13 protein-coding genes, 1 tRNA gene and 1 pseudogene are annotated in these 15,289 nt (G+C 46.7%); 14 read left to right on the top strand and 1 reads right to left on the bottom strand.

What is annotated here, in order from left to right:
- The first annotated feature begins 15 nt into the window (after positions 1 to 15).
- The 13 genes and pseudogenes from BSEL_RS08080 (at position 16) to BSEL_RS08135 (ending at position 13,594) form a co-directional block, all read left to right on the top strand.
- The gene (locus BSEL_RS08080; protein WP_013172502.1) at positions 16 to 1,503 is read left to right on the top strand and encodes a glutamate synthase subunit beta; all 1,488 of its coding nucleotides are present in this window, start codon (positions 16 to 18) and stop codon (positions 1,501 to 1,503) included.
- 135 nt (positions 1,504 to 1,638) lie between these two features.
- Entirely contained in the window at positions 1,639 to 3,342 is a 1,704-nt protein-coding gene (locus BSEL_RS08085) for a globin-coupled sensor protein (RefSeq protein WP_013172503.1), read from the top strand.
- A gap of 174 nt (positions 3,343 to 3,516) precedes the next feature.
- Entirely contained in the window at positions 3,517 to 5,694 is a 2,178-nt protein-coding gene (locus BSEL_RS08090; protein WP_013172504.1) for a malate synthase G, read from the top strand.
- Positions 5,694 to 6,977: an isocitrate lyase gene (gene aceA, locus BSEL_RS08095; protein ID WP_013172505.1), complete on the top strand. Its 1,284-nt coding sequence runs from the start codon at positions 5,694 to 5,696 to the stop codon at positions 6,975 to 6,977. The genes BSEL_RS08090 and aceA overlap by 1 nt, the downstream gene beginning before the upstream one ends.
- 129 nt (positions 6,978 to 7,106) lie before the next feature.
- Positions 7,107 to 8,627, top strand: coding sequence for a BCCT family transporter (locus BSEL_RS08100; RefSeq protein ID WP_013172506.1), 1,521 nt, complete (start codon positions 7,107 to 7,109; stop codon positions 8,625 to 8,627).
- 159 nt (positions 8,628 to 8,786) lie between these two features.
- Positions 8,787 to 9,341 carry an RNA polymerase sigma factor gene (locus tag BSEL_RS08105; protein ID WP_013172507.1) on the top strand — a complete coding sequence of 185 codons (555 nt, stop codon included), beginning with the start codon at positions 8,787 to 8,789 and terminating at the stop codon, positions 9,339 to 9,341.
- A complete protein-coding gene (locus BSEL_RS08110) occupies positions 9,338 to 10,240 on the top strand; it encodes a hypothetical protein (protein WP_013172508.1) in 903 nt (300 codons plus the stop codon). Before BSEL_RS08105 ends, BSEL_RS08110 begins: the two co-directional genes overlap by 4 nt.
- A 97-nt stretch (positions 10,241 to 10,337) precedes the next feature.
- Positions 10,338 to 10,526, top strand: coding sequence for a hypothetical protein (locus BSEL_RS08115; protein WP_013172509.1), 189 nt, complete (start codon positions 10,338 to 10,340; stop codon positions 10,524 to 10,526).
- A gap of 78 nt (positions 10,527 to 10,604) precedes the next feature.
- Positions 10,605 to 10,679 (top strand) — tRNA-Val (locus tag BSEL_RS08120).
- Positions 10,680 to 10,763: 84 nt separating this feature from the next.
- The gene (locus BSEL_RS17755; RefSeq protein WP_013172510.1) at positions 10,764 to 10,934 is read left to right on the top strand and encodes a hypothetical protein; all 171 of its coding nucleotides are present in this window, start codon (positions 10,764 to 10,766) and stop codon (positions 10,932 to 10,934) included.
- 84 nt (positions 10,935 to 11,018) lie between these two features.
- Positions 11,019 to 12,326 (top strand): annotated as a pseudogene (locus BSEL_RS08125) (MATE family efflux transporter).
- Positions 12,327 to 12,451: 125 nt separating this feature from the next.
- Positions 12,452 to 13,294 carry an aldo/keto reductase gene (locus BSEL_RS08130; RefSeq protein WP_013172511.1) on the top strand — a complete coding sequence of 281 codons (843 nt, stop codon included), beginning with the start codon at positions 12,452 to 12,454 and terminating at the stop codon, positions 13,292 to 13,294.
- A 15-nt stretch (positions 13,295 to 13,309) separates the two neighbouring features.
- Positions 13,310 to 13,594, top strand: coding sequence for a hypothetical protein (locus BSEL_RS08135; protein WP_013172512.1), 285 nt, complete (start codon positions 13,310 to 13,312; stop codon positions 13,592 to 13,594).
- Between the two features lie 63 nt (positions 13,595 to 13,657).
- Here BSEL_RS08135 and BSEL_RS08140 read toward each other — a convergent pair whose 3' ends face one another.
- Positions 13,658 to 13,993, bottom strand: a complete 336-nt coding sequence (locus BSEL_RS08140; protein ID WP_013172513.1) for a metal-sulfur cluster assembly factor — start codon at positions 13,991 to 13,993, stop codon at positions 13,658 to 13,660.
- Between the two features lie 118 nt (positions 13,994 to 14,111).
- Between BSEL_RS08140 and BSEL_RS08145 the strand changes: the two genes are divergently transcribed.
- Positions 14,112 to 15,242, top strand: coding sequence for a DEAD/DEAH box helicase (locus tag BSEL_RS08145; RefSeq protein ID WP_013172514.1), 1,131 nt, complete (start codon positions 14,112 to 14,114; stop codon positions 15,240 to 15,242).
- Positions 15,243 to 15,289: the final 47 nt, after the last annotated feature.

Below are 15,289 nucleotides of genomic sequence, written 5' to 3' on the forward strand. Positions count from 1 at the left end.
AAGGGGATGTCTGCCATGGGAAAAATCACAGGCTTCATGGACTACAACCGTCAGACTCATGAGGAACGGGATCCCGCAGAACGAACAAAGGATTGGGATCTTTATACAATAGGATTAACTGAAAAGGAAGTCCAGGAACAGGGAGCACGCTGTATGGATTGTGGCGTACCCACCTGTCATACGGGAATCGATATGGAAAACGGAACCTCTGGGTGTCCGGTCTATCATCTGATTCCTGAATGGAATGATCTTGTGTACAGAGGTCAATGGAAAGAGGCACTGAAAAAAGAACATGAAAAGAATAATTTCCCGGAGTTTACGGGCTATACTTGTCCTGCACCATGCGAAGGGGCATGTGTTCTTGGAATTTATGAACCCCCGGTTGCCATCCGTTCAGTGGAAAGGGCAATTATCGACAAAGGATTTTCGGAAGGTTGGGTCAAACCTGAACCGCCAAAGAAACGAACAGGCAAAACCGTTGCGATTATTGGCAGTGGACCCGCGGGTCTGGCGGCAGCGGATCAGTTAAACCGGGCGGGTCATCATGTCACGGTGTATGAACGCGATGCTCACATCGGAGGATTGCTGACGTACGGCATACCTGAAGCGAAGCTGCCCTATGATATTATTATGCGGCGGATTCAGCTTTTAAAAGATGAAGGGATCCGATTCATCACCAATACCGAGATTGGAAAAGACCTTCAGGCGGATCAGCTGAAAGAGGACTTCGATGCTGTTATGTTGTGCACCGGTGCGACAGTTCCGAGAACAGCAGGCATTGAAGGAGAAGAGCTGAACGGTGTCCATTTTGCAATGGATTTTCTTCACGCCAACACGAAGAGTCTCCTCGAATCAAATCATACAGACGGAAATTATTTATCTGCCAAGGATAAGCGGGTGATTGTCATTGGCGGTGGGGACACCGGCACGGACTGTATTGCAACATCCATGCGCCATGGCTGCAAGTCTTTGACACAGTTTGATAAATATCGGAAAAAATCAACGGAACGTGATGAATCGAAAAACCCTTGGCCCCAGTGGCCGGTTGTCCATTTGGATGAGTATGGACACAAAGAAGCCGCCGCGATCTTTGGGACGGACCCGAGAGCCTATGGGATCGTCGCAGTCAAATTTACCGGAGATGATGCAGGTAACCTGAAGAAAGTACACACGGTTGAAGTAATCGCGACGAAAGATGCTTACGGGAACCGGACGCAGGAGGTTATTCCAGGCACCGAAAAAGAATGGGATGCGGACCTCGTGTTTCTTGCTCTCGGATTTACCGGGCCGGAACAGCCGCTTATTGAGTCTTTTGGCGTGGACACGACGGATCGTTCAACGATCGAGGCCGACCATGAAGATTACCGGACGAATGTAGACGGTGTCTTCGCGGCCGGGGATGCTAGAAGGGGACAGAGTCTCGTTGTCTGGGCTATTAATGAAGGGCGCGGGGCAGCAAGAGAATGCGACCGTTATTTAATGGGAAGTACTGTCCTGCCATAAGGTTGCACTAAACACAAAAACCTGTTGCCGGAATGCCGGCAGCAGGTTTTTGTCACATAATGTTCGTAGGACTATCTTCTCTTTTGTATACCCAATGATGTATAATGGATGTAAGAAGATAAAGGAGGGATTCCAATGTTTAAAACAGCCAGACCGACTGCGGACATAAAAGATCTGATCAAAGAGGGGACAGACATTAAGTGCGAAGGGATTTTTTTGAATATTTTGAATAAAGCCAACTTTTTTCAAGCGGATCAGGAAGGGATGAAGCAGCTTTACCGGTACATACAGGAGGATCGCGACCAGCTTGCGGAACTTCTGAATGCCTATATACAGCGAGAGAACTCCGGAAGAAAACTGGATACGAATATTCATTTAAAACATATCGACGATCTGTTTAACGGTAATCGTGATGAACACTATTTTGAGCGCTCTGAGGTCTACTACAGGGATATCAGAGATGCAAACGGTTATCTGCCGGATCTTGTGAACATGCTCATGGATCTGCAGTTTGTCATTCAGACGAAAGTGCTTGCAAAACAGGCGATTAAACCTCATCAGGCCATGCGTTCACTGACGGCTCTGCAGAAGGCACTGAAAGTCGAGCAACAGGTATTAATCAATGTCTTTACCAGGGCACGAAACGAAGAATCGGCCGCAGGCATTGCATCACTCATCGATAAAAATGCAAAGATCATGCAGATGAAGGACCTTTTGCATCAGGTGGATGAACAGAATGACCATATTCAAAATGTAACGGCTGCCAGTGAAGAAATGTCATCCTCGATTTCAGACGTTGCAACCAATGCAACGGAGGTTGCTGAGAATTCACAAAGTGCTGCGGAGAAGGCGGAACGTGGCAGAACCGTCATTACCGAGTCCCTGCAGGATATCCTTGAAACGGAAACGTCATTCCGTAAGATCGAAGAATCCTTCAGTGAACTGCAGGCGAATGTGACGACGATTAAAGATGTTGTAAAACTGATTTATGATATTGCAGATCAGACGAATTTGCTGGCACTGAACGCATCTATCGAAGCCGCAAGAGCCGGTGAGGAAGGCAGAGGCTTCGCAGTCGTTGCCGAAGAAGTCCGTAAACTTGCGGAGAGCACGGTTACGTCTCTCAGAAAAGTGAATGAAAATGTGGAAAGCCTGACAGATGTCTCAGAAAATGTATCAGGAGCCATCGGAACAACCAGTGAAGCGATTAAAAAAGGCGTAAGTGAGGCGAGGGGTGTCTTACCGATTCTCGATGAAATCGTCGATGATGTCCAGAAAGTCAGTGAAGCAACGTCCAATACGGCAGCAACCGCAGAAGAGCAGTCTGCGGCGATGGATGAAACCGCCAAGCGGATGGAGAAGATTGCAGTCATCTCTGAAGAAGTCCGCTCACTCGGGGGAGAAACCGGACAGGCTGTCTATGAGCTCAGTGCCGAAACGAATCGGTTTAAAGATGAACTCTTCCCGGACAGAAGCCGATTATCCACCAATGCGAAGCTTTCCCTGTCAAAAGTCGATCACATCATGTGGAAATGGCGTATTTATAATATGCTTATGGGTTATGAATCCGTTGATGCCTCAGGTATTGCTTCTCATAAGGATTGTGCGCTCGGACAGTGGTATTTTGATGATTACACGCAGAAGCGTCTTGGCAATGACCGGACCTTTAAAGCAATGGATAAAGACCATGAATCGGTTCACCGCTGTGCGAGAACCGCGGCAGAAGCATATAACGCCGGTCGTATGGAAGATGCGGAAAAGGCATTTAACAGCCTTGAAAGTGCGTCACACAATGTTGTAAACAGTATTGAAGAAATCATGCAGCACTTGAAAAAATAATAATGAGGGAAAAAAGCAGTTCTTATCCGATGAGAGCTGCTTTTTGTATGGGATCAAAAATAAATTCAGTAATTTTGTTAATTTTTTTGGATTAGGGGGTTGATTTTCACCCTCTTTGTTATATAATAAAAATCAAGTTATATAACTGTATTATAACAGGTGGGAGGAAGACAATTGACTGAAGACTATGTAACAAAAGCATCGCTGAAAGTGGACCGCCAATTTGCTGAATGGCTGGAACACTTACTAAAAAGAGCAGATTTGGACCCGGAATCATTTTGGGAAGAGGCGGCTCTCTTCCTAAACAGGCACCATGCCACGAATGATGGATTACTCAGAGAAAGAAACGATTTTCAACTTATGCACGATCAATTGTCCTCCAATGAGACGGATAACCTTGATGAGTACCGCTCATTTTTAGCATCATCCGGCTATCTTGAGGAAAAACGTGACCGCGTGACCGTCCAGACGAATAATCTCGATGACGAAATTTGCCGACAGGCGGGTCCGCAGTTAGTCGTACCGGTGAACAATGAACGCTATGCACTGAATGCAGCAAATGCGAGATGGGGAAGTTTATATGACTCCCTCTATGGAACAGACGTCATCCCGGAGACTGAGGGGCGTGACAAAGGATCTTCCTACAACCCGAAACGCGGAGATGCCGTCATTGCTTACAGCAAAGGACTGCTTGATGAATGGGTACCGCTCGAAGGTGCCAGTCACAAGGAAGTGGAAGGCTACCGAATCAATGACGGGGTATTAGAAGGCAGGGTGAATGACCGCTGGTTATCTCTTAAAGAGAAGGATCAGTTCGTCGGATACAGCGGTGATGACGAGAAGCCCGCATCCATCTTGCTTGTTCATCACCGCATGCATATTGATTTATTATTCGATGAGGAACATCCGATCGGAAAGACAGATCCTGCTGGAATGAAAGATATTGAACTCGAAGGAGCAACAACGGTCATTGCGGATTTTGAAGATTCTGTTGCTGCGGTGGACGCGGAGGATAAGCGGGATGTCTATCAAAAATGGCACGAACTGATTGAAGGCTCACTCACTGCGGAATTTCAAAAGTTGGAGAAACGGATTATCCGAAGATTGAATGAGGACCGCCCCTATAAAGACAAACAGGGGAACCCGTTCCAAATGAAAGGGCGATCACTCCTCCTGGTCCGGAATGTCGGGCATTTGATGAGAACAGATCTGATTCGCTTTGAAGATGGGTCTGAGGCTTATGAGGGCATGATTGACGGACTGGTGACCGCTCTGATTGGTAAACTTGATATTGAAGGGAAAGGGAAGGTTCAAAATTCCCTCAGCGGCTCGATCTATATCGTAAAACCAAAAATGCATGGATCAAAAGAGGCAGCGTTCACGAATGCGCTTTTCACAGATATTGAAGATCTGTTAAAGCTTGAACGGCATACCATCAAAGTCGGGGTGATGGATGAAGAACGGCGAACGAGCCTCAACCTGACAAACTGCATCGAGGAAGTGAAAGACCGGATCTTTTTTATCAACACCGGTTTTCTCGACCGAACGGGAGATGAGATTCATACTTCTTTCAAACTCGGGCCCATGATCCGAAAAGGCGATATGAAACATTCTGCATGGCTGACCGGGTATGAACGGTCGAACGTGCTTAACGGACTCAAGACGAAACTTCATGAACAAGGACAGATTGGTAAAGGCATGTGGGCGATGCCCGATGAGATGAAGCAGATGGTGGATCAGAAAATCGGTCATTTGCATGCGGGTGGAAACACTGCCTGGGTACCGTCCCCTACCGCTGCTGTCTTACATGCCATACACTATCATCAGGCAGACATTGACTCGATTCAAGCTTCGCTCCTTGAATCTTTGGAAGAACAGACAAATGAGATGCTGACGATACCGATTGAGAAAAAGCCTGCATGGACAGAAGACGAGATCCGGGAAGAATTGGAGAACAATGCCCAGGGGATTCTCGGCTATGTGGTGAGATGGGTGGAACATGGTGTCGGCTGTTCTAAAGTGCCGGATATTCACGGTACAGGGTTGATGGAGGACCGTGCGACGCTCAGAATCTCCAGCCAGCATATGGCGAACTGGCTTTATCACGGAATTGTGACGGAAGAACAGATTAAAAACGTGATGAAGAAGATGGCGAAACTGGTTGATCGTCAAAATGAGGCGGATCCTGACTACAAGCCGATGAACGGCAGGTATGAGGAGTCAGAAGCGTTCCAGGCTGCACTCGAACTCGTCTTGAAAGGGCAGGATCAGCCGAGCGGCTATACAGAACCGATTTTGCACCGAAGAAGGAAGCAGTATAAACAAAAACAATCACAGGGAGTGAAGATGTAATGGGACAAAAAACAACGAAAATGATGCTGAATGAATGGAAAACAGACCGGTTTAAAGGTGTTGAACGTCCATATACACCGGAGGACGTGCAAAAGCTGCAGGGTTCTCTTCATATCGAGCACAGCATTGCAAGATACGGAGCAGATAAACTCTGGAAGCTGATGGAAGAGCGTCCATACGTCAAGGCTCTTGGCGCCTTGACAGGTAATCAGGCTATGCAGCAGGTCAAAGCCGGACTTGAAGCCATTTACCTCAGCGGTTGGCAGGTTGCAGCTGATGCGAATCTGTCTGGACAGATGTACCCGGATCAGAGCCTCTACCCGGCGAACTCGGTACCAAACGTCGTGAAGAAGATCAATCAGACGTTCCAGCGTGCCGATCAGATCCAACAGTCTGAAGGCGGAGGTGAAATCGATTACTTTGCACCGATTGTTGCGGATATGGAAGCAGGCTTTGGCGGACCATTGAATGTGTTTGAACTGACGAAATCGATGATCGAATCCGGTGCTGCCGGTGTACACCTCGAAGATCAGCTTTCTTCAGAGAAAAAATGCGGCCATTTGGGCGGTAAAGTTCTCCAGCCTACACAGGTTGCGGTAAGGAACCTGATATCTGCAAGACTCGCTGCAGATGTATGTGATGTACCGACAATCATTGTGGCAAGAACAGATGCCAATGCTGCCGATCTTCTGACGAGTGATGTGGACCCGTATGATCATGAGTTCCTCACGGGGGAACGGACGTCTGAAGGATTCTACCGGACGAAAGCGGGGATTGAACAGGCCATCTCCAGAGGGCTCGCTTATGCGCCTTATGCAGATCTGGTCTGGTGCGAGACGAGTGAGCCGAATCTTGAGGAAGCGCGCATGTTTGCTGAGGCAATCCACGAGAAATATCCGGATAAGAAACTGGCCTATAACTGCTCACCATCTTTTAACTGGAAGAAAAAATTGGATCAGGAGACCATTGCAAAATTCCAGGACGAACTGGGTCAAATGGGTTATGCGTTCCAGTTTGTTACCCTTGCCGGTTTCCATGCTCTGAACCACAGTATGTTCGAACTGGCACTGGATTATAAATCACGGGGGATGGCCGCATACTCAGAACTCCAGCAGGCTGAGTTTGATTCAGAAAAAGACGGCTACACGGCAACACGCCATCAGCGTGAAGTCGGGACAGGCTATTTTGATGAAGTCTCACAGGTTATTTCAGGGGGGACATCCTCGACATTGGCTCTCAGAGGGTCAACGGAAAGCGATCAGTTTACGAAATCACATGCTTAATAAGGCCGAGGTCACCGGATCGATTCCGGTGGCCTCTTTTTTCGACAGTGACACCCTTTAGCTGCTTCTTCTGGATACGTTTTCTCTTATGAAGATCCGGGTATCGGAAAATGTGAAGGGGGAATGGCCATGTATAAAAAAATAAGTGACTCGATCGTATTTATTATATCCGCAGTGATTGTCTCAGCGATCGTAGCCTGGGGATTCTTCGCTCCGGAGCATTTGGATACATATTCAGGAAACGCCATGGCTTACATGATTGAATCGTTCGGCTGGTTTTATGTCTCAGCGACAGCCCTGTTTATTTTGTTTTGTCTTTTTCTCGGTTTTGGTCCTTACCGCCATATGAAACTGGGGACAAAAGAAGAAAAGCCGGAATACACCTACTTCACATGGCTTGGTATGCTGTTTGCTGCCGGAATGGGTGTTGGTCTTGTCTTCTGGGGAGTTGGTGAACCGTTGTCTCACTTTCACAGCCCTGTCAACGGTGCAGAACAAGGCACTCAGGAAGCCGCAGAGGAAGGACTGTTATACGGTGTTTTTCATTGGGGTGTGCACCCTTGGGCCGTCTATGCAATTGTCGCGCTTGGACTGGCCTTTGCCAAGTTCCGAAAAAACCTGCCTGGCCTTGTCAGCTCAGCTTTCTATCCGTTGATCGGAGACGGGATCTATAAATGGCCCGGAAAGACGATTGATACCATTGTCATCATTGCCACGACTGTAGGCATCGCCACGTCATTTGGGATGAGCACGATGCAGGTGGGGAGCGGATTGAGTCAGCTGTTTAATCTGGAGACGACCATCACAATGTACATGGTGATTATCGTGGCAGTGACAGTGGTTTTCCTCTTTTCCGTCATGTCCGGATTAAACAAGGGGATGCGGTATTTGAGTATTTCCAATCTTGGACTAGCAGGGGTTTTGCTTCTTGTTGCGATCGCCGTCGGGCCGACAGTATTTGTGTTTGAACACATCATTTTGACTGCAGGACAGTATGTAACACAGTTACCATCGCTCAGTTTTGATACCACTCCATATACGGATAATGAATGGATGGGAGAGTGGACGCTGTTCTATTGGGCATGGGTGATTTCATGGAGTCCGTTTGTCGGAACGTTTATCGCAAGGGTTTCGAGGGGAAGGACACTGCAGGAATTTATCATTGGCGTATTGTTTGTTCCCACGTTGATTACGATCGTCTGGTTTGTGACATTTGGTGGTGCCGGGATCTATTTTGATATGCATGCAGGCACAGATATTGCTTCTGTGGTGTCTGACACGCCGGAAGCTGGGTTATTTCTGGTGCTTGAACAGTTCCCGTTTGATTTGATTCTCAGCCTGGCCGCACTCGTGTTAATTTCAATTTTTTTCATTACTTCTGCAAATTCGGCGACGTATGTGCTGGGTGTATTTTCGTCATCAGGAAATCTCGATCCGAATAAAAAGGTTCTTTTGGTATGGGGACTGTTAATTTCATCGATTGCAGCTGTGCTGCTTGCAAGCGGTGGTCTTGACGGGATGCAGGCTGTAGCAACTATCATTGCTTTTCCCTTTACAATATTGATGCTTCTGATGATGTTAGCCGTATACAAATCTCTCCATAAGGAGGGGATTGAAAAGCATCAGATCGAAGAAAAAGAAGACTGGTAAGAGACTCCCGAATTCATAAGATGTAAGTTTTTGATCAGTAAAGAGCTGAACCGGCCCATCATGCATGGACCGGTTTTTTAGTGGAGCTTTTTTTGTTGGTACCCGTGTTACTTTTTCGGTTTGGATACGTCTAATATAGTAAGCAGGGAGGTGAGGCGCTTGCAAGAGGATGAACTCATTGAAAGTGCACTCTCGGGAAACGAATTTGCATTACGGCGTCTGCATGATGCATACATTACCGGTGTGTTTAACTACGTGATCGCCCAGACGCAGAATCGCCAGGATGCAGAAGAACTGATTCAGGATATCTTTTATAAAGTCGCAAGAAATCTCGATACGTTTCAAAGAGATTCGGGTTTTAAGACTTGGGTATTCGCAATTGCGAGGAACACCGTACTCGATTACCACCGAACCGCGACGAAACGAAAACGCCATGTGTTGATGGATTCGGAAGAACTCGTAAGGATGATGCCGGTGACAGATTCTGCAGAAGAAGAGATGATAAAAGCGGACGAGATGCAGGAAGTGATGGCTATGATTGCATCATTACCGGAAGCATACAGCACGGTTCTTCACCTGAGAATCATTGAAGATTTCTCAGTAAAAGAGACGGCGGCCATTATGAAGAAATCTCCGCTTGCGGTGAAGGCGTTACTCTACAGAGCGAGAAAAGCACTTGCCTCGAATTATGAAAGAGAGGTGATGAATGAATGAAGAGAAACCAGGATGAATCCACCGAGAAGCTCATCAGGAACATGCGACTGTCCCCATCCAAAAAAGCAAAAGAGGCAAGTTTTTCAATGATGAGGAAAGGACTGAGTGAGATGAACAATGAACGGGGAGATTCAGTTGAAATGAACAATCGGAAAAACCGTCAAACATGGAATGCCCGTCTTGCATTCATCGCAGCTGCGGCAATTCTCTTCTTGCTGCTCATAAACATGGATTTCCTGTCTCCTGCTGATGATAATCAGGCGGACGAAGAGCATCAGAATCAGGCGGCTGAAAACGTGAATCAGGAGAACGGCGAGGATGCGGATCCTGAAGGGGATGTCAATGACGCGCAGAACGAAGGGGATGCGGAATCAATACCAGATGAAGAGAATGAGCAAAACGAAGGAAGTGATCGACCTCCAGTCAAATCCATTACTACCTATCCGGAAGGCGGAGAACGGACCAGAGACTATCAGCTTCTTGATGAGGGCGTATTGCCTTTCACTACCTACGTGCGGGAAGAGTGGACCGTCAATGTACTTGAAAATGCCGGAGTGAGGGTGGACCTCGTTCCTGATGAGAATGACTATGATTTCGGGAGGATCACAATACGGATTGGTGATGAAGAGGCCGATGAAAAGCAATTTTCGGACGAGATGGCAGATTATCTTGGTGCATTCGAAGAAGTTGAGGCGTATGAACCTGAGGAGGGCATGCCTTTTTACGAATGGCTGACAGAAGGATACAGATACCTGGATGTTCAGGCAGATACTGCAGGGTACAGCTACCTCCTTCATCATGACGAGGTATGGATCTGGCTTGATTCATCACACAGGCTGGAGTTTCAGGAAGGCTGGTTTGATGATGATATCTTTTCAAGAGAACTTCAATGGCGCTGAATTCCAGCGCCTTTCTTTCTGATTGCTATTTGATGGTGATGATGGTATTCTAAACTCGTTGTATTGCAATGGAGAGCGTCATAACGGGGTGAATAGAATGAGCTATCAACGTCCTAGATGGATCTATTGGAATAAAGTGTTTCCAAGCCGTTTTCAGGCGGGCTGCATGAAGGCGAAAATTGAAGATAACTGGATTAACGGCTATGAAGCGGGTCCTTTAGTGGAGATCCGCAAGCTGAATGAACGAAAATATGTCGTCCGCTATACATTTGACGAAACAATTTAATGAATATACTTGACGAATGTTTATTTTTCAAGTATATTAATAAATGTCGCTGAAACATTACGTATAACAGTAAACAGCGGGCTGTTAGCTCAGCGGGAGAGCACTTGGTCGACAACCAAGGGGTCACTGGTTCGATCCCAGTACAGCCCACCATGACGATTACCCAACCCTCCGGAACAAAACCGGCGGGTTTTTTATGTATGTATCTATCCCCTTAAGAGAAAGGAGTCTCTTGTCATGGATGAGATGATGAAGCTCTATATGATCGAGCAAATCCGAAATAATCTGGCTTCCGATGGCGTGCGGATTGACCGGGATGATGAGAAGAAAATGAAAGAATTTCTTGATCGTGACATGAGCATTGATGAGTTGATCGACTATTTTAAATCGAAAGACGGGGATCAGTGACAGGAAAGGAGGAATCGATTGATGTTTCATGCGGATTCCTTTAAAGAAAAGCTTAGGTTGTTTGTCATGATCCTGTGGCCAATTATGCTGACGCAGGTGATGATGTTTTCGATGAATATCGTCGATACGATGATGGCCGGCCGGGCCGGCACCAACGATCTTGCCGGGGTGGCAATCGGAGGAAGCCTGTGGATGCCGGTATTTACCGGGATGAATGGTATTCTTTTGTCGACATCTACGATTATCGCTCACCTGATGGGAAAGAAGTAGTCCGGGCATGTTCATCATGCAGTCATGCAGGCGCTGTATCTTGCTGTTATGCTCACGGTTTTTGTCATCGCTTTTGGAGCGTTGGTTTTGGATCCGGTCATTTCCCTGATGTCATTGGATGACTCCGTACATATTGTATCGTTTCATTATCTTGTTGGGATGTCATTTGGTATTTTGCCTCTGTTTTTATTTACCGTACTGCGGTATTTTTTTGACGGACAGGGTTTCACAAGGATTACGATGCACATTCTCTTTTTGACACTGCCGGTGAATTTCTTTTTTAATTATGTCCTCATCTTTGGTCAGTTAGGGTTTCCCCAGCTTGGAGGGATCGGGGCAGGTTATGCAACAGCCATTACATATTGGTTTATGTTCATTGCCGGGATCGTGATGACCTTTAAGGTGGAAACAGTCAGAAGATATAAACTGTTTGTCCGGTGGGTCAAACCTTCCTGGAAAGCATTCAGGGAGCAGTTATCGATTGGTGTGCCAATGGGACTTTCTCTGTTTTTTGAAGCCAGTATTTTTGCAGTCGTCACATTGCTGATTGGTGTGATGTTCTCAACAGTAACGATCGCTGCCAATCAGGTTGTATTGAATTTCACTTCTTTGTTGTTCATGGTGCCTCTCAGTATATCAATGGCACTGACTATTGTTGTCGGTTTTTCGGTGGGAGGAAACCGGATCCGCGCTGCCAAGGCGTACAGTTGGATTGGCGTTGCAGGCGGAACTGGTTTTTTAATGATTGGCGCTGTGTTTTTATTTTTCTTCAGAGAACAGATTGCCTATCTCTACACAGATAATGCGGAAGTGGTCTCCATTGCGATGGTGCTGTTCATCATTGCAATCATTTACCAGATTTCAGATGCCTTGCAATCGAGTCTTCAGGGAGTCTTGCGAGGTTATAAAGATGTCACTTTGCCATTTTACATTGCATTTGTATCCTACTGGCTCATTGGTCTTCCAATCGGATACGCTTTGGCGGCATGGACGGAGCTCGGACCTGTCGGATTTTGGATCGGCATTACACTTGGTCTGACGAGTGCGGCAGCGGGTTTCTATTTTCGTCTTCGTATTTTGCTTCGGCGCTATCCGGACGAGGACACTGGACCATCGCAGTAGAAACGGGCTACCTCATCATCTGAATCTTTTGCGCATCCAAAGCAGCGGAAACAGTGTCAAATCCTCACAACTGCCAGGTTGTTTTGTTATAATGAAGGAATAATCAACTGAAACGAGGTGCAGAGATGACAATTGCAATAGATTCAACAACAACTTTGAAGAATGGTGTAGAAATGCCGCGGTTTGGACTGGGTGTCTATAAATCCGAGGCTGGAGAAGAAGTGGAGACGGCCGTAAAGACAGCTATTCAGACAGGCTACAGAATGATTGATACAGCTTCGTTCTATAAGAACGAAGAAAGTGTCGGAAAAGCCATCAGAGAATCCGGGGTTTCAAGAGATGATTTGTTTATCACGACGAAGGTCTGGAATGATGAACAGGGTTATGACGAAACCAAGGAAGCCTTTGAGCGAAGCAGATCTCGACTTGGCCTTGAGGTGATTGATTTGTATTTAATCCACTGGCCGGTAACAGAGACCTTCGAGGACACCTGGCGTGCGATGGAAACGCTCTATGAAGAAGGGAAAGTCAGGGCAATCGGTGTCAGCAATTTTCATAAACAGCATATCGAAACACTGATGCAGACATGCAGGGTAGAGCCGATGGTCAATCAGGTTGAACTTCATCCTTGGCTCAGCCAAAAGGATTTGCACCACTATTGTCAGACAAAGGGGATCCAGATAGAAGCATGGAGTCCGCTAGCAAGGGGGGGGAAATTTGGCGACCCCTTTATGAAAGAAATTGCAGGACGTCACGGAAAAACAGAAGCGCAGGTGATTCTCAGGTGGATGCTTCAAAAAGAGATCGTAACAATTCCTAAATCAGTTACAGTTAGCCGTATTCAGGAAAATGCGGATCTGTTTGATTTTGATTTGAGTTCAGAGGAAGTCAGTGCCATTGATCAATTGGATGCAAATGAACGTATTGGTAAAAATCCGGATTATATCGATGAACTGACTTTTGAATGATGGGGGCAGGCGTTTATGAAAGGAACGAGTGCGTTTAAAAGACTGCTGTTCTGGGGTGGATTGATTATCATAGCTGGAGGCGGCGTAACTGCTGTTTTCCTAGCATTGAATTTTTATCTTGTGCCGCCGGAGATTGATCCGCAAACCGGAGAGGAGCTCTACGAAGGTATGTTGCACCCTCAACGGGCCTGGATCGCCGTGGCAGTCTTTATGGGGACATTCATTACAGGGTTATTCCTGATCGGTATGTCAAAAATATTGGCACTGTTGAGTGATATTCTTGATCAGCTGAGCAAATAAACAGAAGCCGGATTCACTTTTTTGAGGAGTGAATCCGGCTTCTTTGTATGACAAAGTGATTCATCAACTTTCGTGAACACCGAGGGCAATCTTTGCGTAACGGCTCATCATTGATTTATCCCAAGGGGGGCTCCAGACGATTTCCACGTCCACTTCTTCACCTATTTCTCCGATTTCCTGAAGCTCCGAGAGCGCATTTCGAATGTCGGATACGATGGTGCCGGCGAGAGGACAGCCCATCGCTGTCAGAGTCATTTCAACGCGGACATTCAGATCTTCATCGAGATGGATCTCATAGATCAGTCCCAAGTTGACGATGTCGACACCCAGTTCGGGATCGATAACATTCTCGAGTTGTGCATAGATTCTGTCTTTCAGTTCTTTCATGTCGTCAGTCATGACGAATCCCTCCTTACAATCATTTATACCCTCTGAATCTTCCTGAATAACCTTTCCTGTCTGTTGTTAATGGCTTATAATAGACAAGGTGAACGGCGTGATAAAAAAGGAGACCTATATGGATATTTTACGTAATGAAACAACTGCATTTATTCAACAAAATTGGGAGACGTCAGGTTTCACCGGACTGACTGATATTCAGCATCAAATGATCCCTGAAGCAAGAAAGGGTGGTGCATTGATTGCAGAAGCACCGACGGGTACCGGTAAAACACTCGGTTATTTGATTCCGGCTCTTGAGCGTATCGATGAAGAACGGCCTCAAACACAGGTACTGATTATTGTTCCGGGTAAAGAGCTCGCTATGCAGGTGCATGAAGAGGTGCAGAAATGGACTGTCGGGAGCAGCATCCGGGCAGCTGTGATGATTGGTGGAGCCAATGTGAAGCGGCAGTATGAGAAGTTGAAGAAAAAGCCGCACGTCATTACAGGTACACCCGGGAGAGTGAATGAACTGATCAAAGATAAGAAATTAAAAGTGCATGAAGTGTCCACACTCGTGTATGATGAGGCCGATCAGCTGTTTGTTCCCGATCATCTTGATACCATTGATCAGATTAATAAAGCTGTTCCGGGTAAAGAGCAGCGGATTATATGCTCGGCAACGATTCCCGAGCGTGTCGTTTCATTTGCCGATGAAAGATTCAGTAATATAAAGACGATTCGTGTAGAAGCTTCCAGCAAAGATTTACAGCGGGTGTCACATCTTTATTTGCTCGTGGAGAAACGTGATAAAGTCAAAACGCTGTCTAAACTCAGCTACTTGGAATCGTTTTATGGCATTGCATTTCTATCCGACAGTTTTCAGGTAGATCAGGTACACAGCAAATTGCAGCATGACGGCAATCAGACGGCTTCACTTCACGGCGATAAAGGGAAGCAGGGGAGAGAGAAGGCGATGAGAGCTTTCAGACAGCGTGATGCCAGGTTACTTTTGACAACGGATGTTGCATCACGGGGATTGGATGTAAAAGGTGTGACGCATGTGATTCATTTTGACCTCGCAAATGATCAACGTCAGTACATGCACCGTTCCGGTCGAACGGCGCGTGCCGGTGAGTCAGGCATTTCCCTTTCGATTGTTACAAAGGGTGAACTGCAGCGGCTTGAGCAGATTGCTGAAGAGGCAGCGTTGACACTGCGGCGGGCCGAATTGAAGTACGGTGAGTTGCACACATGGTCTGATTAACTGCGCAGTCTTTTCACACGTCAAAAAACCGAACCAGTCAAGGTTCG

It is taken from the genome of [Bacillus] selenitireducens MLS10 (assembly GCF_000093085.1).
Taxonomy (GTDB): Bacteria; Bacillota; Bacilli; order Bacillales; family Salisediminibacteriaceae; genus Salisediminibacterium; species Salisediminibacterium selenitireducens.

Coding starts and splice junctions, on each gene's coding strand:
- BSEL_RS08110 (WP_013172508.1), top strand. CDS start 9,338: ATGAAGAGAAACCAGGATGAATCCACCGAGAAGCTCATCAGGAACATG.
- BSEL_RS08145 (WP_013172514.1), top strand. CDS start 14,112: ATGGATATTTTACGTAATGAAACAACTGCATTTATTCAACAAAATTGG.
- BSEL_RS08135 (WP_013172512.1), top strand. CDS start 13,310: ATGAAAGGAACGAGTGCGTTTAAAAGACTGCTGTTCTGGGGTGGATTG.
- BSEL_RS08115 (WP_013172509.1), top strand. CDS start 10,338: ATGAGCTATCAACGTCCTAGATGGATCTATTGGAATAAAGTGTTTCCA.
- BSEL_RS17755 (WP_013172510.1), top strand. CDS start 10,764: ATGGATGAGATGATGAAGCTCTATATGATCGAGCAAATCCGAAATAAT.
- BSEL_RS08080 (WP_013172502.1), top strand. CDS start 16: ATGGGAAAAATCACAGGCTTCATGGACTACAACCGTCAGACTCATGAG.
- aceA (WP_013172505.1), top strand. CDS start 5,694: ATGGGACAAAAAACAACGAAAATGATGCTGAATGAATGGAAAACAGAC.
- BSEL_RS08085 (WP_013172503.1), top strand. CDS start 1,639: ATGTTTAAAACAGCCAGACCGACTGCGGACATAAAAGATCTGATCAAA.
- BSEL_RS08140 (WP_013172513.1), bottom strand. CDS start 13,993: ATGACTGACGACATGAAAGAACTGAAAGACAGAATCTATGCACAACTC.
- BSEL_RS08130 (WP_013172511.1), top strand. CDS start 12,452: ATGACAATTGCAATAGATTCAACAACAACTTTGAAGAATGGTGTAGAA.
- BSEL_RS08100 (WP_013172506.1), top strand. CDS start 7,107: ATGTATAAAAAAATAAGTGACTCGATCGTATTTATTATATCCGCAGTG.